Origin of the sequence: Herbaspirillum sp. 1173 (assembly GCF_031455335.1) — a bacterium.
Lineage (GTDB): Bacteria > Pseudomonadota > Gammaproteobacteria > Burkholderiales > Burkholderiaceae_D > Herbaspirillum > Herbaspirillum huttiense.
Window position 1 is genome coordinate 101,723 of sequence record NZ_JAVDSP010000012.1, and the last position, 21,569, is coordinate 123,291.

General features: G+C 55.4%; 18 protein-coding genes. 2 read left to right on the top strand and 16 right to left on the bottom strand.

Annotation, left to right across the window (positions count from 1 at the left end; genetic code table 11):
- Nucleotides 1-15: 15 nt before the first annotated feature.
- The 10 genes from J2X56_RS25330 to J2X56_RS25375 all read right to left on the bottom strand — a co-directional run bounded on the left by J2X56_RS25330 (nt 16) and on the right by J2X56_RS25375 (nt 4,488).
- Nucleotides 16-258, bottom strand: coding sequence for a hypothetical protein (locus J2X56_RS25330; RefSeq protein ID WP_310163744.1), 243 nt, complete (start codon nt 256-258; stop codon nt 16-18).
- Nucleotides 255-653 (bottom strand): hypothetical protein, encoded by a 399-nt coding sequence (locus J2X56_RS25335; protein ID WP_310163747.1) that lies wholly within the window; start codon nt 651-653, stop codon nt 255-257. The genes J2X56_RS25330 and J2X56_RS25335 overlap by 4 nt, the downstream gene beginning before the upstream one ends.
- Nucleotides 650-796 (bottom strand): hypothetical protein, encoded by a 147-nt coding sequence (locus tag J2X56_RS25340; RefSeq protein WP_008331387.1) that lies wholly within the window; start codon nt 794-796, stop codon nt 650-652. The genes J2X56_RS25335 and J2X56_RS25340 overlap by 4 nt, the downstream gene beginning before the upstream one ends.
- Nucleotides 793-2,844, bottom strand: a complete 2,052-nt coding sequence (locus tag J2X56_RS25345; RefSeq protein WP_310163750.1) for a replication endonuclease — start codon at nt 2,842-2,844, stop codon at nt 793-795. Before J2X56_RS25345 ends, J2X56_RS25340 begins: the two co-directional genes overlap by 4 nt.
- The gene (locus tag J2X56_RS25350; protein WP_310163753.1) at nt 2,834-3,190 is read right to left on the bottom strand and encodes a hypothetical protein; all 357 of its coding nucleotides are present in this window, start codon (nt 3,188-3,190) and stop codon (nt 2,834-2,836) included. The genes J2X56_RS25345 and J2X56_RS25350 overlap by 11 nt, the downstream gene beginning before the upstream one ends.
- An 85-nt stretch (nt 3,191-3,275) precedes the next feature.
- Complete coding sequence (locus J2X56_RS25355; protein ID WP_310163755.1) at nt 3,276-3,497, bottom strand: hypothetical protein; 222 nt, start codon at nt 3,495-3,497, stop codon at nt 3,276-3,278.
- A gap of 103 nt (nt 3,498-3,600) precedes the next feature.
- Nucleotides 3,601-3,846: an ogr/Delta-like zinc finger family protein gene (locus J2X56_RS25360; RefSeq protein WP_310163757.1), complete on the bottom strand. Its 246-nt coding sequence runs from the start codon at nt 3,844-3,846 to the stop codon at nt 3,601-3,603.
- Entirely contained in the window at nt 3,837-4,037 is a 201-nt protein-coding gene (locus J2X56_RS25365; protein ID WP_310163759.1) for a hypothetical protein, read from the bottom strand. Before J2X56_RS25365 ends, J2X56_RS25360 begins: the two co-directional genes overlap by 10 nt.
- Nucleotides 4,030-4,272, bottom strand: coding sequence for a hypothetical protein (locus J2X56_RS25370; protein ID WP_006461600.1), 243 nt, complete (start codon nt 4,270-4,272; stop codon nt 4,030-4,032). The genes J2X56_RS25365 and J2X56_RS25370 overlap by 8 nt, the downstream gene beginning before the upstream one ends.
- Before the next feature lie 15 nt (nt 4,273-4,287).
- The gene (locus tag J2X56_RS25375; RefSeq protein WP_310163760.1) at nt 4,288-4,488 is read right to left on the bottom strand and encodes a hypothetical protein; all 201 of its coding nucleotides are present in this window, start codon (nt 4,486-4,488) and stop codon (nt 4,288-4,290) included.
- An 88-nt stretch (nt 4,489-4,576) separates the two neighbouring features.
- On the opposite strand from J2X56_RS25375, the gene J2X56_RS25380 reads away from it, so the two are divergent.
- A complete protein-coding gene (locus J2X56_RS25380; protein WP_310163762.1) occupies nt 4,577-5,023 on the top strand; it encodes a helix-turn-helix transcriptional regulator in 447 nt (148 codons plus the stop codon).
- Nucleotides 5,024-5,278: 255 nt separating this feature from the next.
- Nucleotides 5,279-5,638 carry a hypothetical protein gene (locus tag J2X56_RS25385; protein WP_310163764.1) on the top strand — a complete coding sequence of 120 codons (360 nt, stop codon included), beginning with the start codon at nt 5,279-5,281 and terminating at the stop codon, nt 5,636-5,638.
- Nucleotides 5,639-6,004: 366 nt separating this feature from the next.
- On the opposite strand, the gene J2X56_RS25390 is transcribed toward J2X56_RS25385, so the two are convergent.
- The 6 genes from J2X56_RS25390 to J2X56_RS25415 form a co-directional block, all read right to left on the bottom strand.
- Nucleotides 6,005-6,796 carry a hypothetical protein gene (locus J2X56_RS25390; RefSeq protein ID WP_310163767.1) on the bottom strand — a complete coding sequence of 264 codons (792 nt, stop codon included), beginning with the start codon at nt 6,794-6,796 and terminating at the stop codon, nt 6,005-6,007.
- A gap of 10 nt (nt 6,797-6,806) precedes the next feature.
- Complete coding sequence (locus tag J2X56_RS25395; protein WP_310163770.1) at nt 6,807-13,658, bottom strand: filamentous hemagglutinin N-terminal domain-containing protein; 6,852 nt, start codon at nt 13,656-13,658, stop codon at nt 6,807-6,809.
- Nucleotides 13,659-13,753: 95 nt separating this feature from the next.
- A complete protein-coding gene (locus tag J2X56_RS25400; protein WP_310163772.1) occupies nt 13,754-14,602 on the bottom strand; it encodes a peptidyl-prolyl cis-trans isomerase in 849 nt (282 codons plus the stop codon).
- A 50-nt stretch (nt 14,603-14,652) separates the two neighbouring features.
- Entirely contained in the window at nt 14,653-16,440 is a 1,788-nt protein-coding gene (locus tag J2X56_RS25405; protein WP_310163775.1) for a ShlB/FhaC/HecB family hemolysin secretion/activation protein, read from the bottom strand.
- Nucleotides 16,434-19,031, bottom strand: coding sequence for a filamentous hemagglutinin N-terminal domain-containing protein (locus tag J2X56_RS25410; protein ID WP_310163777.1), 2,598 nt, complete (start codon nt 19,029-19,031; stop codon nt 16,434-16,436). The genes J2X56_RS25405 and J2X56_RS25410 overlap by 7 nt, the downstream gene beginning before the upstream one ends.
- Before the next feature lie 1,243 nt (nt 19,032-20,274).
- Nucleotides 20,275-21,432 carry a porin gene (locus J2X56_RS25415; RefSeq protein WP_310163780.1) on the bottom strand — a complete coding sequence of 386 codons (1,158 nt, stop codon included), beginning with the start codon at nt 21,430-21,432 and terminating at the stop codon, nt 20,275-20,277.
- Nucleotides 21,433-21,569: the final 137 nt, after the last annotated feature.

Genomic DNA, 21,569 nt, shown 5'->3' on the forward strand with positions numbered 1-21,569 from the left:
GGCCTGCGCCCCATGTCATGCCCCAATCACTGCTGGTTTCCATCCCTGTTTCGGTGCCTCTGCCATGCGGCGCGATTCTACCGCCGACAGCAGCACCACCGGCCGGCCGCGCGCATTCGAGATAAAGGGAATCCCGATTTCGCGCAGGAACGCGGCCTGCATTTCATACTTGGTCTGCTTGACACCGGCGCGTGTAGAACCGCGCCGAATGCCTGTGAGACGATCCAAGCTCTCGTCATCAAGAAACAATTTACTCATGACTGTGGTTCCCTCTTTCCAATTTCAACACCCAGATTGCCGCTGTAGTCGCCCAAGCAAAGACGTTTGGTTTCTGCATTCGCGGTATTGCGACGTAGATCTCCCGCATCATCGCAAGTGAGGATGTCCGCCAGCGGCACGCCTCGGAATTGCCCCGCCAGCTCCTTGTCCAGCTCCACCCACGCGAATTTCTGGCCGTTGCCCAGGTGCTGGCGGATGACTGACACATAGCCGGCCAGCACGCCGTCATCGGGTGTATTGAACGTAATGCGGTCCAGGGCCTGCGGTGGCAGCATGACGAAATCACGCTGCTTCGGCTGCTTGGCGAAATACTTGGCGGCGTAGCCTTCGGCGCGGTAAGACACGCCGGGATTGGTGGTTGTGATTGCGTTCACTTCTGGTTCTCCTGGATGGCCGTAACAGAACACACGCCAAAGCGATCGACGGCGGCGGCGATCACGTCGCAGCTATGGGCTGCGATGGCGGTGTAGGAATGGCGTGCGCTGGCGGTGCGCACGACGACACGAAACGCGGTCATGGGGCGTTCCCTTTCGTTGGATTGGTATCAATCGGAAGTTCGGTCACATCGAGCCGGCCGGCGCGCCAGTCGGCCACCTGGCGAGGCGTGCCGTGGCGCGGGGACCTGTCCGGCACAGGCACCACGCGTGGCCAGGGGCACGCCTTGATGGCATCCCAGGCGGCCAGGGCCCGGCGCTGTTCATCGGCGGTCATGGCTGGCCCTGGCCATGTCGGCATGTCGTCCACCACCGGTCGAGGCCAGGGACATGCGCCCAGGGCGAGCCAGGCATGACCGATCTGCGCGGCCTGGTCCGGCTTGAACATGACCGCCGCTGGCGCGGTCTTCGGCTCAAATGACACATCGGCCGCAAAGTCAGGTCCAGCGGGCTGCGTACAGTTATTTACACGAGTCCAAGGGAACCCCGAACCCGCCGATGCGCGGGCGTCGCGCCCTTGAACTGGCGTCCATGTGTGGCGAACGGATTTAAAAACTACACCGACCATCTGACGGCACTGGACGCCATAGGGCATCACGCGTTCGCACTCCTCATAGCGACCGGTGACAGTCTTGTTTTCCTTAGCCAGCGTGACCATCAGATCGTCGCGTTTTACAAGCGCGCCGCCCTGCGCACGCAGGTAACTGGCCCAGCATGCACGCTTCTCGCCCTCGACCTTTTGCACGGCATCCCAGGCAGCGGCCATGGCCGGGGGGGCCTGTTTGACCATGTCTGCCGGCACGCGGCGCAGCTCGCGCCAAACGCTCACGGGTGCGCCACCCCATTGCTGGAACTGGCGAATACCCCAGCGAGCCGCCCAGGCTTCGACACGGGCCGAGGGCGTCAGCTCACGATCCCCCGCCATATCGGTGGTGATGAGGTAGCCTTCTTTGGTCTTGTGGTCGGCGACGCCATCGATATTCTTGGCCACGTACTTAGCGATATAACCGGAAGCACTACCTTTCGCCCAATCAATGCGCTTCACATCCAGGCGACGCTTGAATGCGCCCGGCTCACCGCGATCCACGCGCCAGGCGTATCGCTTCATGATGCGGATAGCGCGGCTGGCCACGTCCTTGACGTGGGGCGAGGTGTAGTCCGGCAGCGCGCGTACGAACACCAGCATGTGCCAGTGCGGGCATCCATCGTGATGCGGTTCAGCAATCCGGAAACCGTACAGTCCGATGCCGCGACGAGCCAGCGCCGAGCGCGCCAGCGCTGTCATCTTGCCGAGGTACTTATTGGCAGTGCGTGGGTCGGAGCCGTCATACTTCGGATTTGGCTTGCCCGTATGCAGCGTCGCATGGAAGCGCGATGGGCACGACCAGGTGAGGAACAGTCCCTGATCGTTGCACTCTTTCGCAATTACCTCGAAACCATTGATACGCAGCATGAGTTCGCCGCGACGGATGGTCTTATTGGCGGTCGTTTTTTCGGCCAGTTCAGCAATACTGAATTCCTGGCCAGCCTCATTGCGCACAATGGTCGCTTCCAGAGCAGCCGCATTTCTCCGGTTCTGCGCAAGGCGAGACAGTACGGCGTCATTACTGGCATAGGGCTCACCGTGATAGTGCACATAGCCCAAGCGAATATTGCCGCCCTCAAAGGCGCGGCCGACCACCTTGCGCAGTTGCCTGCGCCACCATCGCGGATCCACGACACGCGCAATGATGGCGCGCAGGTCGTTATCATCCACCTCAGGCATATCAATGCCGTAGTCGCTGCATTCTTGTTCGATGAGGTCGCGGGCGTGGGTATCAGAAATCGCTTTCCACAAGACTTTCTTGACGTTCTCGGCGGCTTTCTCGGCGGTGGCGCAAATATCGACATCATCCTGCGACAGATCCACGCCGGCCGGCACGTACTGCTCAGCGAACTCGCGGACGAACTGAACGGCGACCGGTTCAAAGATCTTGTTCCAGTGCCATACCGACATCAGTTCCAGCGCCTGGCTCACGACACGTCCACGCCACTTCAGCGGAATACGTGCCAGTTCCCCGGCAAACTGGGGCGACTCGACGAAAGCCCGATGCCGACGGCGTGTCTTTGCATCGACTGTTCTAGACTGCATTGAGAGCTCTTTCATACGTCGTAATAGCACGCAGCACTGCATGGCGCATCGCCAGGCGTTCAGCTTCAGTGAAGGAGTGAATAGGGGATTCCCAGCGATCCGCCGAGAATCCCGCCAGGGCGAGGATGTGTCGACGCACTGGCTTGGGCATCGCCGCCCAGGAGTAGGCAATGCCGGTTTGGAGATTCGGCCGCCTGCGATTACGCAGCAGGGAAATGGATTTACTTAATTCAGCCTTGGCAGCTTCATTACCCGGAGGCGTCGGCACCCATGCCGCGCGCTCGCGCAGCAGGTCCGACGCTGGACGGAATGACGCATGGTCCTTAATTCGCGCGCCACGCATCATTACCCTTTCACCAAGCCGAGGGCGGCCAGCAAGGCAGGCGCGAGCAGCAAGAAGCCAGCGATGCCATGAGCGATCACAGTACGCATTACCACGCCCCCATCAGGCCGCCGAGACGCTGCAAGCGCTGAACAAGGCGGGCGGATATAACGTCCTTCCCTTGCCAGATCACATTCCACTGCAGTTCGTCTTGCAGAACCGCTTTGCGCTGAAGCATGCGCTGGGCGCACTGAAATTCTTTGAGGTCGTCGCCCATGCGAAGCCGCAGCGAGGCGAGCGCAAGCGTTGTCTGTTGCTGATCGAGAGCCATGTGAGGTTTCTTCAGGGTGAGCGAATCCCGCGTGCGCCAAACGGCGCACGACAGGTCTTAGTCAATTTGGGATTCAGCGACCGGCTAGGCGGTCAGCAGCAAATCAGGCAGTACCTGTTCCTTGGGGTGCAAGGTACGCACGGGGCGAGATGGGAAGGCTCACCTCGGGATTGGGCGTGGCCGACAGGGAAACGGTACGAGAAATCTCCAGCGTGGCAACGAAGGTATGGCCGCAATCGACGTTCTGGCATCGATAGGTGATTTCCTTCATCAGCGTAGACATGGTCCGGCTTTTGGCTGCACGCACTGGGCTTTGGCAATGAGGGCACGGCAGGCTGATTACACGCATGTTGTTTTCTTTCCCTTGATGGCATAGAGTGCACGCCCCTTGCCGGTAACACGTTTGATACCTTCTCGAACAGATTGCGCTAGAGCGAACTCAGCGGCCTGTTCAATCGTGTCGAAGCCTTCGCGGATCATGATCACTTCCAGGGCTTCGACTAACGCAGGATGGGTGAACGGTAATTCGATATCAGGCATTGCGAGGCACTGAAAAGTGGCTCGTGAGCGCCTTGGCTTGCACGTTCTGCTCGGATAAGATCGGCATCGAATAGGATTGCGCCAGAGCGATGGCCTGATGCATCAACAGATCGTGAGCCAGCGTGGCCAGGTTTTCACCTTGGTACTGCGCCAGGGCTTTCATGATGTCGTAGTTGTCGTCATTGACGCGCACAACGATGCGGCGATGACGGATTTTGCGGGGATCGTCGTACATGGCTGCCCCCAATGCTCAAGCCCGTTCGGCTTTGACGTCTTTGTCGTAGGCGGCCATGCCGCGCAAGATCAGCAGGCGCACAAAAGAAGAGCGCGTGCGCAAATCCTGGCGGGCCAGCTCAGCCAGTCTTTGTTCTTCATCAGCTTCAAGGCGAAAGGTAACGGCCACCGAGGTATCGATATGGGGATGGGCTACGTGCTTGGAGAAAGTAGGCATATGGGATAATTGGTTGTACACGTCACTTAGCAATGACGGCACTTTAGTACAAATATTTTTACTTTGCAACCATAAGTGTAGAAATTTGATGACTTTCGGCCAGCGATTAAAAGAAGAAAGAAAGCGTTTGGGGATGACGCAGCCCGACTTTGCCTTGGTTGGCAAGGTCGAGAAAAATACCCAGATTAACTATGAGCAAGACAAGCGATCACCCACCGCCGAATATCTTTTGGCGATTTCTGAGATCGGGGTGGATGTTCACTACGTCCTCTATGGCTCACCGTCCTCTGATAGCCTGACCGAAGATGAGAGGGAGTTACTGGCCGGCTATCGCAAACTTGATTTGCGCGCTAAGGCTAGAGTTCTTGGTGTGATCGAAGGAGCGAGCGATACAGAGACACCCGCACCCGCACCCGCTCCCAAAGGCCGAGCGAACATCACCATTCACGGCGGAGTCGGGCAACAAATTCACGGCGAGACCTTTAAAAAGGTCGTTGGTCCTCAGATTGTCAAAGCCCCGTCTAAGAAGAAATAGATTTCTAATTTGTCGTGAACTTGAGCAGTGCGTTTGCGATGTAGGCGGAAGGCTGCATTAAAGATCGTTTTTGGAAATAGGGTAGGAATGGTAAGAAAAATAAATATTCGGGGGAATGTTTCTCAACTCATCAATGGGGATGTCCATAGTGTCACCGGACCGACGACCACTGAGACTCGGAGCTCGAGTGAGGTAAAAGAAACAGAAAATCCCCGAAGGATCACTGAGTTCCAGCGGAAAAGAATCAACGTATTAGTGAAAGAATGGTCGGCAATTTCCGGTGAAAAGGAAGTCGAAATTTATAAGATCTTTATGAAAGATTTTGGAATTCGGTATTTCCGTGAGCTCCCGATTGAGCATTATTCAACCGTGAAAGAAACACTAGAGGAATGGATTGCGGCTAGCGCTGCCAAAGCGCACCCTGTTGCGGTCCCAGAGGTGGAAAAAGTGGTGCAAAGTGAAAGAGCGCAGCATCAACATGGATGTCCCACTTGCCTGGAAAAGGATGCATCTTTCGCCCGACATCAAAGGGAGCTATTGGTGCTGCAAGCTTTGGCTTTCGCGCTCTCACTGTTGTGCGGCTGGCTCCTCTACAAGATGCCAACTCAAATGTAGCCTTGTCTGAGTGCTGGTAAGAGTCTTTCGGGCTTTGCCCTAAAGGTCCTTTGCACGATCAATGCGAGCCAGCGGCGAAGGTTCTTGGCGACCATTTGGGAGCCTAGATACGTCGGCACCATACGTCACCATGGCCTCAGCGAGGATATCAACGACGTTACTACGTATCTGCCTGGCCACGTGCAGCGCGAGGCAACGGCGAGTGAGCTCATCGACGAGCACCAAGACTTTCAGGAAACGCCGGCGGTGACCCGTAATGATGATCGCCGGTTGTTCGGCTTGGCCGCGATTGACGGGCAGAAAAAGAAGCAAGGCCGCATGCGCCAGCCTATGGGACTGGCGACAAGGGCTACTAAGAGAAAGACACTAAACCGCTTGCACAAAGTCTGGGCGCGGCACTTTGGGCATGTTGTCGTATGCCTTCAAAATGGTTTGCAATGGTGTCAATGTTTCATCGTTATGCCAGTAGACGATTTTGAGCCATGTCGCGGCGCGTATGAACTGCCCACTACCTAACCAAGTGTCTTGCAAGTTAGCTTGCAACATTTTGCAGCCCGCTTTGAACAAGTCTTTTTCGTCGAATGATTCGCGGGCCGCCCGGTGCAGACACAAAGCGTAACCAAAGTCACGCGGCTTCAAGGCTTTGGATAGCGTTACTTCGGTTTTACCTGTCCAGCGTTCGTACATTTCTATCCCAGCCTCAAAGCCGTCATCATACTCCCCCCCCTGATAGGCGAAGGCCATGTAATCATCCAGGCCAGATTTGACAATTTCATGCGTCGACCAAGGACGCTGCTCATAGCGCCAACGGGCTTCTTCGAAAACTCTGGCTGTATCCCATTCTCCCTCATAATTCCAGCCGTCTTCCAGCCAGCCACCAATCGCCCTGGCCCAGTGCAGAGTCGTGCGGTGAGCGTTGGGGTCAGGACCAAATTTCTCATCTTCCTTAATTGCTCTGTCCAGCCATTCATTGGCTCGGTGGATAATTGGACTGACTTCATTATGCAGACCAAGCAGCCACGCTTTTACAACTGTCCCAATTTCACTTACAGCAACATTTCCCATCGGCCTGTTTTCATCATATTGCGTTCCCAGATAGAAATTGAGCATTTCATCATTAAAACCATTCGTTCTTGACTTAATTGGGTCGAATGACATCTTCCTATCCTTAACAAGGTTTACCATTACAAAATCTGACAACAGTTGAATTTCTTGCAGCGCCAGCACCAACTGTGTTGGTGCTGAAATTACCGTTTTGCAAATTCTGAAGCGCTTTCTGCTTTATCGCTTGCGATAAATTGGAATTTTCAATCGCAGCCTGTGCATCCGTAAGCGCTCCGCTCAAAGCACTCGATTGCGGTGTAAACGTAGGTGATGATGGAATGCTTCGATCGCCGCTACGGAATTTGTTATCCCACAGCGTCACTTCACCGGTTACAGAGTTCACAGACACCACATCCGCGCCGTGTGTGCCCACAGCGCCACCGTACTGAACCACCGTTTGATTAGGGAGTGCGGCAATGTCATTTGCCAAATTCAACTCCCCCACGTATGCATTTAGATGCGAGTTAGCAATGTTCGGATTAGAGGAATTCAGCGTATTGGGAGTGTAACCCAGGCCAGCTACAGGATCAGGTAAGTTCGGATTAAGTGTCACCCCGTTACTAACACGGGGGGCTGTAGCTGCCGCATCGCCCGATCTATTTTCTCCGTTAACGGAAGCGATTACTTTAGCCGAGCACAAAAATAACGAAATAGCGCACAGGGTCGGATTAATCTTCAGATTATCCCACCACTGTCCGGTCTGATTTGGCAGGCTCTTGATAGAGCTAGAGATATCATCCCCACTAGCCGGAAGAATCGTTCCCCAATTTCTAAATTGGCCAGTCTGGTTAGGTATCCCCTCCAACGCATACTCATCGTCAAGACCATATTGGTTAGGTTTTCCTGGTAGAGATAAGCTCATTCCCGGTGGCGGCATTTGCATCAACGCCGCAAGGGCCGCAGTCATCATGGAATATGCTGTTATAGGATTCGGCATCGGTAGGACATATGCAGTTACCACCTTGGGTGAGGTTGCATTGTTCGTCGCCTCGTTCTGGGCAGCAGTCGCTGCACTAACCGCATCACGACCCAATAAGGCCGCGAGACTACCCCCTGTCAGCAGCGACAACGCGGTTATCGCTGCGTTGTAATCCTGATTGTTGTACGACGTGATCGTAGTTTTTTCATTACCATTTACGATCGTCTTGACGGTCTCGCTACCTGCATAGAGGCCATCACGAATCAAAGGAGCTACCAACGCACTTGCAGCACCGCCGATTGCGCCCCCGGCGCATTCAGTATCACGTAATGCAGCAGCAGCACAGCCCAAAAGCGCATGACCGAGCACGTTCTGTATCGAGTAAGCGCTAGAGTTACCGCCGATCCCATTCGCGCCAATCGCAGCCGCATCGGCCACTACCCCATTCAAGAATGCGGTACCGAAGCTTCCCCCATAAACTGCAGAATTGATTGCAGCGCTTATGCCGCTACGAATAGCCGTGTTAGCGGTGTAGGTGCCTGGATTGGTCATAAAGTCTTTCCAGGCACCTTGACTCAGCTGGCTTGCTGAACCGCTGCTTGGCGTAACAGTGCTTGCGCTGTTTGATGCACCCTCTGCAAGTCCAGAGTCAGAAGGCGTCCCCGGAGCATTCCCAAGCACACCTGCAGTCAGTCCAGCGACCACGCCAGACACAGCGCCTGATTTGAGAGCCGTACCCAGATCCAACCGGCCCGTGGTGATAACCTGGGTTGCGATACTAGAAAGCGTGCCGATGATGGCTGCATTGATACCGGCAGCAACAATCGCTGCGGCCGAACCTGCGGCAACTGCGCTACCGGTGATGGTCTCCATTACGGCTAAACCTGCCGCCCCGCCGGTCATCACGGAAAGTGCTACCGCAACGGCAATCGCGATAACCTGACCAAACGCGCCCGGTCCACTTGTGTCTTTTATGAAATCAGTACGGATATTGTCGTGCGCAGCAACCTCGGTGAAATCTCCCCCGAGCTGCTGCCTCAGCGAATTTAGTAGTGCGTTGGTTCCTGCCACGTCACGGGTTCCATCTGCATTGACGACCCGGAACGCATCACCAATTGCAGTGATCCGGTCAGCCTGGACGTTCAGGTTGACCGCCGACATAAAGCCACCGGGCTGCAATTGCGTACCGCTGTATTCGACCCAGCCACCCTCTACCTTGTAATCCGAGACGCCAATATCGACGCTACGCTGCTCGTTGGTCAGGCTGGCCGTCTTCACGGCAAGGTTGGTGGCCTCGATGATGCCGGTATTGGTAATGCTCTGGCTGAACGTCAGTTTCACGTCATTGCCACTGATCACGCCACCCGTCGTGTTACTGGCGTAGCCAGCAGGCAAATAGACCTGCGGCATCAGTGCATTTATGCTGCCGCAAGTGGTGCTTTTGAATGAACAAGCTGGGTCAGGCACACTCTGTTCGGTGTACCACAGCATCGGCTTGTCCAGCGCGCCAATTTGCGCCTGGGTCAGCGGCTTTCCTAGCTGCAGGTTGTGCTCCACCGCATATTGGATGGCATTGTTGTAGAGAACGGCCTTTTGCTGATCGTCAATGCTGAGACTGTTTGTCGTGCTCCATGAAACACCTTTGACGAACGTACCGGACCCAGTGTCCTTGAGCGCCTCTTGCCGAATCAGGTTGCTTTCGGTCGACGCATCGTAATAGAACAGATTGGTATCGGGACGCAGAGATGCCGGCAGATTGCTCACCAGAAGGTCCGGTCCGAGAGACCCCAGTAGGCCCCCGCTGGCCATGTTGACGGCATAGATCGGGCTCTTCGTTGATGGAACACCACTGCCGTCTACTGGTGTGCCACTGGGGCCGATGGCGACCAGCTGCGGTGCCAGAGTGGACGCTGCCGTAGGCTGATTGGAATCGGTGATTCCGTTGGTAAGCGTGGAGCCTGTGAGAGAAACGTCCGATCCGTAGATGTTGCCCGTATTAAGAACATTTCCTCCGGCAATCACCGTTAGTGCATTGCCGGCCTGGATCGCCGCCGCTTGCACACCATCAGCGATGACACCATGTGTTTCGTGGACCTTGTCACTGCAGAACCAGCAGGTCTCCTCGACCCAATGTCCCTGCCAATAGGTATTGAGGGCGACCGCCGTATTGGTGATGGAGTTGCTGATATTGATGTTGGCATCCGCACCGGCAGTAATCAGCCCGCCTGTGTTGACTAGATAATCCCCATCAATGGAAACGTTACGAGCACCACTGATGATCGCTGCCGCACTCGCCTGATTCTGTCTGTCGACATTACATTCGCTTCCCTTGTACGTCCCGCCGCCATTGCATCCCTGAGCGAAAGACGGATTTTCGTTACCAAAGCTCATGTGCGTCGTTACCGGGGCTACCACGCGGTTGGTGATTGTCGATGCGGCGAGATTCACGTCTCCTGCCGTGGACAAGATCGTGCCAGCCAGGTTATCAATGCTGCCTGCCGTCAGGTTGACGTTCCCGCGCGCGGACAAGGTGCCAAACTCGTTAGCAATCGATGCCGCTTTCACGGTCAGTGTACCGCCCGCAACTACGTTGTTCGAGTTCTGTTGATAAGCGAAAGTGTCGACGTGGGCGTTGTCTTCACGGCAGGTGGCGCTCGGAAGACATCCTGGGCGAGTCGTAAAGGAGGACTGATAAGTCCCCTGATTGACAAAACTGCCTGGCAACGTGATCGTAATGTTATTGCCTGCGACAAGGTCGCCGGCATTCACTAGATTGCCAGATCCATTCAGACTGACATTCGCTCCAGCACGCAAGGTGCCACGTGTACCGAGGACAGAAGTCTCAACGACATTGCTGGGAGCGACAAGAGATGATGCGTTGTAAAAGTGAGAACCGATAAGGTAGTGGGGGAAGACAATAGGCGTTTGCGCTATGTCCGCAAACTTTTCTACGTTTTCCACGTCAAGCCGAATTGCCTGCGCGAATGCCTCCAGTGATGCCTGATTAACTGTATCACCAGCCCTGTACGTTATAACCGTATCAGATGAGCCATTGCTGAGCACTGACAAATTGGCGACCATGTTGCGGCCTGCGGAGATGGTGCTGCCACGGTTCGACAATGTTCCTGCCGATATTGCGACGTCATTCCCCGCTAAAATCTGACCAGAAGTGCCCTCAACCTGGCGCAGCATCACCCTGTCAACTGTCGGTAAGGCGTAGGTTCTTGTGCCAGTGTTCAAACAAGCTGAATCCATGCAGCTTGTGGGATTGGTGAATGTTCCTGTGACCGGATCAACGGTAGTCGACGATCCAAACAACGTGGAGATATAAACCTCTATATTCTTGTATTGGTGATATATGAGTCCAGCATCTCCATCCCCATTGGCCCAATCCGCCGTGTATAGACCGAGGTACGCAGTGCCGGTCAGGTCAACGTTGACGACTCCTTGCTGCAAAGTAAAGACGGTTGTTACGGGAGCAGCCCGATCATTATTGATCGTGCTCGCCTGAATCGAGACATCGCCCTGCGCCGCAATTGTTCCCGCAACGTTCGTGAGCGTGCCGATCCCGGTCGCAGTGAAATTCCGATTAGCCTTGATCGTCCCATTGCTGTTATCAACGTTACCGCCCTGCAGGGTCAAGTCGTTAAGCGCCTCAATCGTACCGGCATTGATCGCTCCGCCATTGATCGTGGCGTTTCTTTCTGCGTGAATCATGGCTCCCGCAGCGTTGCTAACCGGGGCATTGATCGTCAGATCCTGCCCAGTAACGATAGCTCCGGTATTGGCCAGGCTGGCACCGGAAGACGATAAGGTCAGATTGCCTGATGCCTGCAACACACCGGCATTGTTGATCCCGTTGCTACCGAACAGCGATACATTGCTGGCATTGGCCAGCCACGATCCACTGTTGGCAATCGTATTTGCATTGATGGTCAAGTTGCGTGCAGCATTGAGTTGTCCTGCGAGCGACGAGAGATCCATCGCCGCATTGGCTGCGTTGATGGTCAAGCTGTCGCTAGCTGCGATCACTCCCCCTGCATTGTTGAAGCTGCTGCCAGCGCCGCTGACCGATAGCGCCAGATTGCCGGCCGGCGCAGCATTGGCCGCCGCGTTAGGATCCCCTACATAGATGGTTCCACCAATATTGCTGTACAGGCGTCCCATCTGCAGGGTCATGCCAGTTTTCGCAAGCAGACTGCCGAAGGAATTATCAAGCGCCCCTGATAAGCGCGCGTCGACGGTCGCCCCATACAAGGTCCCGTAGTTGCGCAAATCGTTTGCAACGATGGTAGTGCCCGAAAGTCCGGAGAGATTTGCACCCAGCGCATTTCCTACTGTCGCGCCGCTCAAAGACAACTGGCCGCCCGCCGTCCAGCTTCCTGTGTTGGCAATGCCGGTCCCGCTCAGCAGGGTGATATCACCGACGACAGCGCCGGTTTGACCCGTCACGATACTGCCACTGGCATTGACCGACAGCTTGCCGCCGACGACCGTATCACCAACGATGACATTGCGGCCCGTCAGCGCTGTGTCTTGAGCGGCGGTCAGCTTTGCTACCGCCACATCGGTCCCACCCGTGACCGACGCAGCACCGTAACTGGTCAAGGCATTGGCGCTGACCGAACCATCGGCCCGAACGGTGGCCCCTTGGCTGCCGTAGACGTTGCCGAGGCTGACATCGCCGTTGGCGTCAATCGTTACCACGCCATTGTTGGCGTTAGCTGCCCCCACTTTGACACCCAGACCAGCGGTCGTTCCTATCACCTTGATCTGCCCAGCATTCATCGCGCCAAATGCAGTAGCATCAATCTGCACACCTGGCTCGGGCCCGCTGAAATTGGGTGCCGAGCCATTCGGGGCCACCTGATAATCGCTGCCAAGCTTTCCCTGGCCGGCGACCGCTTCCGAGACCCGTTGCTGCCCCGTGATCACATTGATCTGTCTGCCTGCGTTGATGGAGCCATTGACACCTACGCTGCCCGCAATGAGGTCGACCACACCAGCGCTGCTTTCGATCCCAGCGCCAGGTGTGCCATTGGCACCTGCTGCGCCCTCAATCTGAATATGTCCCCCCTTGACGTCGTACGCCACGGCCGCAGCCGTATCAAAACTTGTCGACACGCCACCTCGAGCAGTCAGAAACTGGGGTTCACCCGTGGTCATGACCACGCGTGGTGTGTTGATGAATCCGCAGGCTGTACAACTGATGCCATTAGGATTGGCAATGATGACGTCAGCAGGGGAGCCAAACACTTCAATCGTCCCGCCGATGCGGCTGGCGCTGCCCTGTACAGTGACTTGGTTGATGATCTGAGTTGCCGTGCGGCCACCCAATGCGCCATTGGCCACTACTGTCCCGCCCAGGGTCGCGCCGCCACTGATCAGGCTGTTGTTAAGAATCAAGCCAATAGCGTCAACGTTGAATTGACTGTATTGGTTGAGGGAAATCCCGGCGGCGTTGGGTGCGGTGATATTGACGACCGGGACCCCGCCACCCGTCCCACTGCTGCTAGTGATCGCAGGCTGGAAACGAATAGGCGCGGCGGGATCGGAAATCGGGGCCGCCTGGGCACTACTGCCGAAACGCAAGGAAGGAAGCTTGTTCTTCAACTCGCCTGACAAGGCCGCCAGGAGGCCAGGCAGCTTCTCTTCCAACGTTTCCACCACAGGAAACCAGTTTCCATCTTGTTTGGCTTTATTGAGCTCCTCTTGCAAACGCATGGAAAAGACCTGCCATGCGATGGCATCATTGAATGCATAGGTACGCTCAGCGTTCGATGCCATCTGCTGTGCAGAATGCTGAGCATCCTGCCAGACAATTTCCAGTGGTCCCGACCAGAGGAGAAAGGCCAGCATAGCCGCCAACATTCGCTGCCATAGCGTGCGGGGTTTCGGTCCTGTACCAACAGAGAGTGTCAGTGGAGAATCAGCCAACGGTGGCCCCTGCCGCAAAATTTTTCTCGACATGGCATTGGATGACGTGGCGCGTTGCATGAGATTCCCCGATTTTTCTTGTGTACGTATTGCCGGACCTGCGCGTTATCAAACGACACTCCGGTCTTTCATCACCGATGCGGTGACGACGATGCTTATTGCTGGATTTTTGCTGAAGAGGTCAATTCGCCAACCAGTTTCAGGGTGGCTTGCTCGAGCGCTTTGCGTTCCATGGTTTGGCGCAACGCGGCCTTTACGTCGTCGTACTGTGGTACTTGAGTTGGCCGCAGTTGATCTAGCCGGATGACGTATCGCTCGTTGTTCCAGACGACCGGTGTCTTGGTCACACCTCCAGGCACCAATTCCGAAATCGCCTGCGCTACCGGTAGAGGAAGGTTTTGCGTCTTTCCTTCCGTAGCGGGCAACTTGAAACTCACCCATTCGAGCTCGCCGCCTCGATTCTTGTTGGCAGCAGTGCTGTATTGCGCAGCCAGCTTCGCAAAGTCCGCCCCGGCCTTGATTTGTTCCAGGACTTTCTGGGCGCTGGCATCGTCCTCAACCTGAATCAGCCGAGCCTTGTACTCATTCGGACCGAGGCTGCCAACGATGGCGTTGAATTGTTCGCGCACCATATCATCGGTAACGGGCGATGGCTTGATCGCATCGCGCAGATAGAGCTGGATCATCGCGGCATCCTTGGCCTCCTGCATGGCCTTCTTGACTTCAGGACGGTTTTCCAGGGCCGGACTCTTAACGGCCTGCTGACGGAATAGCTCCCTTGCAATCAATTGCGATTTGACTGCGTTGCGTAGCGGTGCAGAGTCCGGCAATCCCGTGAGCTTGATCGCCTCTTGAACTAGGCTTTCCGGGATGTTCTTTCCATTGACGACGGCGGCCACACCGGCAGGAGGCGAGGACTTGTCGATCGTCTGCGCAAACAGCAGCGCGGGGACGACCAATAAGCTGGTGCAAAGCGCGTGACGGAGAGAAAGGCTATTCATCATTTTTCATATCCTTTTTAAAATTGGTCTTCAGTCAGATTTGGTCTGCGGCGCTAGTACGACCAGTTCAATGTGGCTAGTAGCAAGGTTTCCCTACGCGGCAGGAAGTTGGGTTGTTGCACGGGCCGGCCGAGTGTGATCTCACTAGTCCAGGCATGTTTTCCACTTTGGTACTGCAGTCGTGTGCCCAGGCCAATACCGGAGAGCCTGCGTGTGTGACCCTCTGCAATCAGTTCGGTGATACCCGTATCAAAAAATACGTAAGGTTCGATACGTACATCGGCCACGGTGGGCGTATTGCTCCACACGATTTCATTTCTCGAATAGGCCCCCCGGTCACCACTAACTCCGCTCTCACGGAATCCTCGAACGGACGACATGCCCCCGACAAAGATTTGCTCTGACCCGAACAATGCCTGCCGTGTCCATTGGCCGTTGACCTGCATACGCATCATGAATTGGGTCGCGTCGGGAGATGGCAGCGCAAAAGAAAATGCGCCATTGACATCCATTTTCGTGAACTGGCCATGCGCTTCGCTATCCTGAATCTGCGTACTATCCTTGTCGGCGCCGAAGGCCGACAAACCGCGTGACACGCCGCCCTCCAGTGTCAGGCTTGCCGGCCGTTTTTCGATGAGAAAGCGCCATAGCTTGTTGATCGCTACGCGTAGCACGGTAAGCTTCTGCGGTGCTAGCGGAAGATTGTTGATATCGCGTTCCGAACGGCGCAATGACAGGGTGACATCCAGGGCCAGTTTGGAGGCCTGGCTACGGGAGAGCACGCGGTTCCAGCCCCAGGTGCTGGCCAGGGTCTTGCCGTATAGCAGCGCAGTATCGCTGATGAGTGCCTGATATTCCGATAGCGATGTCGTATAGCTGAATGTGTTGTAGCCAAGCGGCACAGATGCTGATCCCACTAGAGCATTCGTTTCACGGCTGCCGCTGTAGTTGAACGAGACGATTTCTTGGAACCCGAACAGGTTGTCCGCCTCGACCCCAAACCGCGTGCGGTTCAATCCGGTCTGTTGGCTACCGTAATTGTCCAGGCCCGCACTAAACCACAATCGGTCACCAGCCGTATTCTTGATTCCGATGATGGAACCTCCCGGCGAGCTCCCGGGCAAGATTTGCATTTCGGCCTTATTGCGCCGCATACGATTGATCTGTTCAACGCCTTGTTCCAGGTCGGCAAGATGAAGCACGTCGTCCGGCGCTGCCGGTATCGCCATCCGTACACCAAAATCCGTGACCCAACCACCGCTGTCCGGGTGCGCTCCGGCAGTGCTCGGAGAAATCTGCTGGCCGTTCAGTTGAATGGACTCGATCTTCCCCGACACCAGCGTGATGACCAGTTTGCCTGATCGTAGGTTTTGTTCGCCCAGATAAGCACGACTCGTGATGAGCCCTTGGTTGACGAAACGCTCGGTCAGACGGCGCAACAATTGATTGATGCGGGCGCTTCCCAATTTCTTGTTCAAGAATGGCCGAGCAATGTCTTCCAGTTCGGCTGACGACAATACGGCGTCCCCGGCGAAATCAATATGTTCAATGAGGAATGTCGGACCAGTCTCAGGAATTTGCTCAATGTCACTGATATCCGGTGTGGAAACATCGCGTCCGGGAGCCTGAATTTGAGCGGGGGGCTGGTCGATCTCTCGCTGCCGGTCACGCTCTCGCTGTTCCTGCAAAAGACGTTGTGCCGGATCTTGTTCTACGCGTGGCACTTGGGCCGCAGTAGGCAAAGTGAGCGTTAATGACACAATAGATGCAGCCAGCTTTAGCAGCTTGCTGCGCGCTTCTTTACTACCGCGTCCTTTGCGGAACCGATTATGCGTCACCATAGACCGCTTCCCAGTCCTAGGCTGCTCTCAATAGAGACTGGATCACGACGCGCCGGACGGATCGTCAAAATACCATTGGCTGCAGTCAGTTGACTGATCCCGGTAAAACTACCGCCGTTGATGATTCCCTGTCCGTTCAAGGTCAGTTTGTTGGCGGCGAGCCACGACCCGCCAATATCCGTTGCATAGAGTCGCGCCCAGCTGCTGCCAAACCAACTCTTCATGCCACTTTGGGAATAAGCACGGTAGCCTAGTATTCCTTGAGCATAGATGCTGGGTGCCGTGATACTCAGGTCACCCAGTGCGGTCACGTCGCCACCAACATTGACTGCTTCCGTTCCGGCGCGGATGGTGATGTTGCCGCTCGCCGAAAGCGTACCCCCATGACTAGCGATATTGCTGGAGGCTGTAGCACGGCAAAAGATCATGCAGCTGCGCTGAAGGTGCGCGCTGCCATCGAAGAGTGCCTCGTTATGGAAACGCTCACTGACGGCAATATTTACATTGCCGTTATTGACTAGCGCGATGCCGCCCTGATTCACAAAATTGGACGCCGTTGCGCTTAATCCAGTCTCGGCCACCAGATAGGCCAGTTGGTCTGGCATGGCGACCTTGCCATAGTCGACATCAAAACCGGAATTACGCTCGGTAAAGAACACCCAACGTTTGGTGCTATTAGCATAGCTGCTAGGTTGTTCTCCGTTCGCACCAGCGGTCTTGTCGATGAAATTGGAGATTGTGCCCCCAGCAACAAGAGTCATCGCGCCATTACTGATGATGCGGGCATTACGATTAGAAATATCATTGCCCGCTTGAATAAGCACGTCATCTGAATTTCCGAAGATGGCTCCCAGCATTGATGATGACGGAGATTGGTTCGACACGGTACCTGCTGCTCGCAGAGTGACCGCCCCAGCCGATGCACTATTGCCGGTGATGCGGGAATTACCCTGCAGCAGGCCCCCGATATTGATTAGGTCGCCGCTGCTATTGATCAACAATCCACCCGCAGAGGCCACGACAGAACTTCCTTGCTGGCCAAGGTTATTCGTTGAAAAACCTGCATTCTGCAAGACGACGTTTCGCGCTGCGAGTAGATCTGTTGCGAGCAGGCTTGTCGTACCCCCTGTGGTAATTTCGACATCCCCCGCCTGCGAGCGAATCAGGCTTTTAGTGGATACGCCCGCCTGCATGCCGTTGGTCGAGGAAAGTCCACTCGCATTGATAGAAACACCTGTCATCCCGTCGACCGTTGCACCGGTCAGCGTCATCGCACCACTTAGAGCGGCGGTGAGAGTGCCAGTACGAGAAGTCGCGCTGGGACCGCTCGTGCCAGACGGGGAGGACGAGAAGGTAAGGTTGTTAGCCTTAAAAATCAGATCCTGATCTGAACCAAGCTGGGTAGAAATCAACTGTAGATCCTGGCCCTGGTTGTAGATCGCAAGGCCTCCCGTTGCATCTAGCTGGCTACGCTGGGCTGTGATCGCAGCGGTACCCGCGACGCCATCACTGCCGATAAGAATATTTCCGCGCTGAGAAACGATGACATTGCCGTTCGCGTCTATCCCTCTTGAACCAGCCGTCACAGACGTGTCCGCAAACGAAATACGCTGGCTCCGGATGTCAACGGTACGGCTTGCTTGTATGGATGAACCAGAGCCATTGGCCGCGCTGTCAAGGCTGGTGCTGGCTACGATCACGTCATTGGCGGCTTTGATATGTCCGCCGGCAATGTGCAAATCACCATTACCCGCAACGCTGAAGTCGCCCACGGTTGCAAAGATCGAACCGGCGTGGCGCACGCCGGCACCTTGATCGGTGATGATCAATTCGACCTTGCCTGCGCTCAAGCTCCCCAGTGCAGTGATATCCAACGCGGTCACGCCGGTCCCGCTTGCTCCAGCGGAGGTATGTCCAATCCATGCACTCAATAGATCCGTTGGAGAGACGCTGCCATCAATCTCTGAATGCGTTGATCCCGTTACGGTCCGGATGCGCGAAGCGCTATTGGCCACGGTATTGAGCACGGGCCCATTGACCGATATCTGCTTGGCGATTAACTCCAGATCGAGCATCGCGCCACTCAAACCATCGGGGCCGATGGTGATCTGTCCTGCGCCGGTATTAAGAATGATGTTGCGCTGAACGTTGCCTGGCGAAAGTGTGATGTCGTTGAAACTGACCTGACCGGTGGTCAAGGCGACGTTACCCGTGTTGACGAAACTGCCGCCGTTAACCGTAATGCCATTTGGATTGGCGATGATGACGTTGGCGCGTGAACCGATAACGGTAATGTCACCCTGTATCAGACTAGGATTCGTGCTGGTAACTTGATTGACGATGTTACGGGCGTTGACGCCGACGTTGTTCAACGCCGCCCCGGCCTTGCTGACGTTGAAATCGGTATAAGTGTTGTGTGAAACGCCCGATACCGCTGGAGCGATATTGATGGTCGCTCGGCCTGCCGTCGTACTTACGCTGGTGGCCGTAGCCCCATCTGGCGTAATTCCTGCGCCATAGGCGGGCAATACCGTGCCACTGATCAGCACGGCCAATACCTTCCCGATGGGGGCATTGTGGATGATCCCCATGAAACACTTTCTGATTGTTTTTTTGATTGCGACTGCAGTGATATGAGGCCAATCTAGTTCTCGGCCTTCCTCTCAACTGCTCCCTGATTACAAGTATTTACACTTGTCGAGGCAGAGTTATAAAGGATGTTTTTCCGTATGGAAATGCCTGAAATGGCAACTTTTTCTCATTTAGCGAGACATTTTTGGCGAAGGGGATTTCGCGGGCTCAATGGTCAGTCGATTTGTTGATTATCTGCAACAAGGATTTTTCCACAGAGATTGTCGTTGTTGTCGCTTGCTTAACAGCTACCTCAGCAGCTGATGCGGCTGACATTGTTAGCAAGGAGGGGTGTTTTTTTGCGGACAGTTCGTGCGGCCACTTCACCTACTTTCCATGGCTGTCGAAGTCTGCCACGGTCATAGTCGTTGGTGCCGCGACCTGAGCATTTACTGCTCTTCTACGCGAGGCGCGGGCTGTGATTTATTTATAAATGCAGCTACGGCTTGTTCTCGTACCTCCGTAGCGGAAGAAGCTCGTACGAAGCTGAGTTGATCACGGTATTTCTCGTCAACCCAAAAAGTCCATGACGCCGGGTAGTCCTTTGTAGCCGGATTATGGGTCGCTGTACCGATGCGCACACCGTCAACTCGAACGACCGCATCTCCACGCTGGTCTTTGATTTTCGTAATCACCGCTTTTGGCATTGATATTATCCGAGAGGCTATGCCCTCTACCTTTCCAGGCGAATAGTCCATCCTTTCCTTTTTTCCCACTTTTGTAAAGGCATGCCCAGATTCGGGGCATCACACCACCCTTAGTCAATCCCACAACTCCTCGGGGAAACCGAGGCAAAAAGGCATGGAGAAAACTTCAGAAATACCTAGTCATGGGGGGGGCGACGGAACGAGGTGTCGCCAAATTCTCCATTCAGAAATCGAAGCCAAAAATTTTCGGGACTTTCACTTTAGGTACTGTAAAGTCTGAAAAAGTCGGGAAAGATGGTTCAATGGATTGGGAGGAGTTCTGATCCGCTGAATGCATAGTGGCTGCTTTCAATGAGGATGCTAAATCGGTTTTTACTGGTTAGCATCCGTCGTCTTTTGCAAATTTGGCTGCGTATTGGAGCTCCGTTCTGCAGTGCTTTGCTAGCAAACCAAAAGAAAGAGGCCTGCATGATTGCTCATGCAGGCCTCTTCCGGTACGACTCAGGTTCAACTCAGGTTGAAACCGATGTGTTCACACCGGTTTCAGGTCCTTGAATTAGAACTTGTGACGGATACCAACGGCAACAGCGGTTTGGCTGTCGCTGGCGTTGCCAATGGCGGCGGTACCGGTTGCATCGCCGAACACGCCGGTGTTGGCCATGTCGGTTGCGCGGATGTTAGCCACGAATGCGTACAGGTCGGTACGCTTGGACAGCCAGTAGTCGGTGCCCAGGCTGATTTGGGTCAGCTTGCCCTTGGAGGACGAGTTGAAGTCAGCACGGGTGTGGGTCACTGCGCCCAGCAGCTTCAGGGACGGGCTCAGGGAGTAAGCGGTACCCAGTTCATAGATGTCGGCCTTGTTGGCAGCACCCAGAGTCTTGGCAGCAACGGCGGTCGGCGAACCGGTGTTCAGGTCTTGCTTGACGCGCGAGTAGTTACCGTACACGCGGGCCGGACCGAACTGGTACGAAGCCACGACGTTCAGGCCCTTGTAGGCGCTGTTACCGGCTTGGGCAGCGGTAGCGGTCGAGATCAGGCTGGTGTCCGAAGGAGAAGTGCCTTGCTTGGACTGGTAGTAGTTGATGCCCAGACCCAGAGGACCGTTGTCGTACTTGCCGCCGATGCCGAAGGATTGGCCAGCGGAGGTTTGGCCAGCGGTTTCGCCGAAGCCGTACATCAGGTTACCAGTGAAGCCGCTCAGGTTGGCGGTGGTGTAGCTGATGGAGTTGTTGGTACGGGTACCTTCCAGGCGGTTCAGGTTGTGGCCAACAGCGCCGGTCACGCCACCGAAATCGTTCACGGAGGTGTAAGCGGAGATGGTGTCAGCGAAGTCGGTTTGACGGCCGACCAGCACGGTGCCGAAGCCACCCGACAGACCAACGACCGACTTGCGACGGAACAGGTTGGTGGTACCAGCGGTGCCATCTTGACCGTTCAGAGCGCCGTTGTCGTTGTTGAAGCCGGTTTCCAGTTGGAACACAGCCGACAGGCCGCCGCCCAGATCTTCAACGCCCTTGAAGCCGATACGCGAACCCTGGATGACGCCCGAGTTGATACCGAACTTGCTGCCGGTGCTGGCGTTGCCAGTGTTGACAGCCTTGCTGGTGTAAACAACACCGGTATCAACGATACCGTAGATAGTAACGGAGCTTTGTGCTTGAGCAGCACCTGCGAACGCGCCGAGGACGGCCAGTGCCAGCAGAGATTTTTTCATTTGACATCCTTCTATAAAAATAGTCTTGAGGATCCGTACTTCTGGTCGGATGGTGAGACATTAAGGGTTCTCATCTACCGTCGCAGGGGATTCGTCTTTTGAGCAGACTTTTTTTTGGCTATGAGTCGCAAAACAAT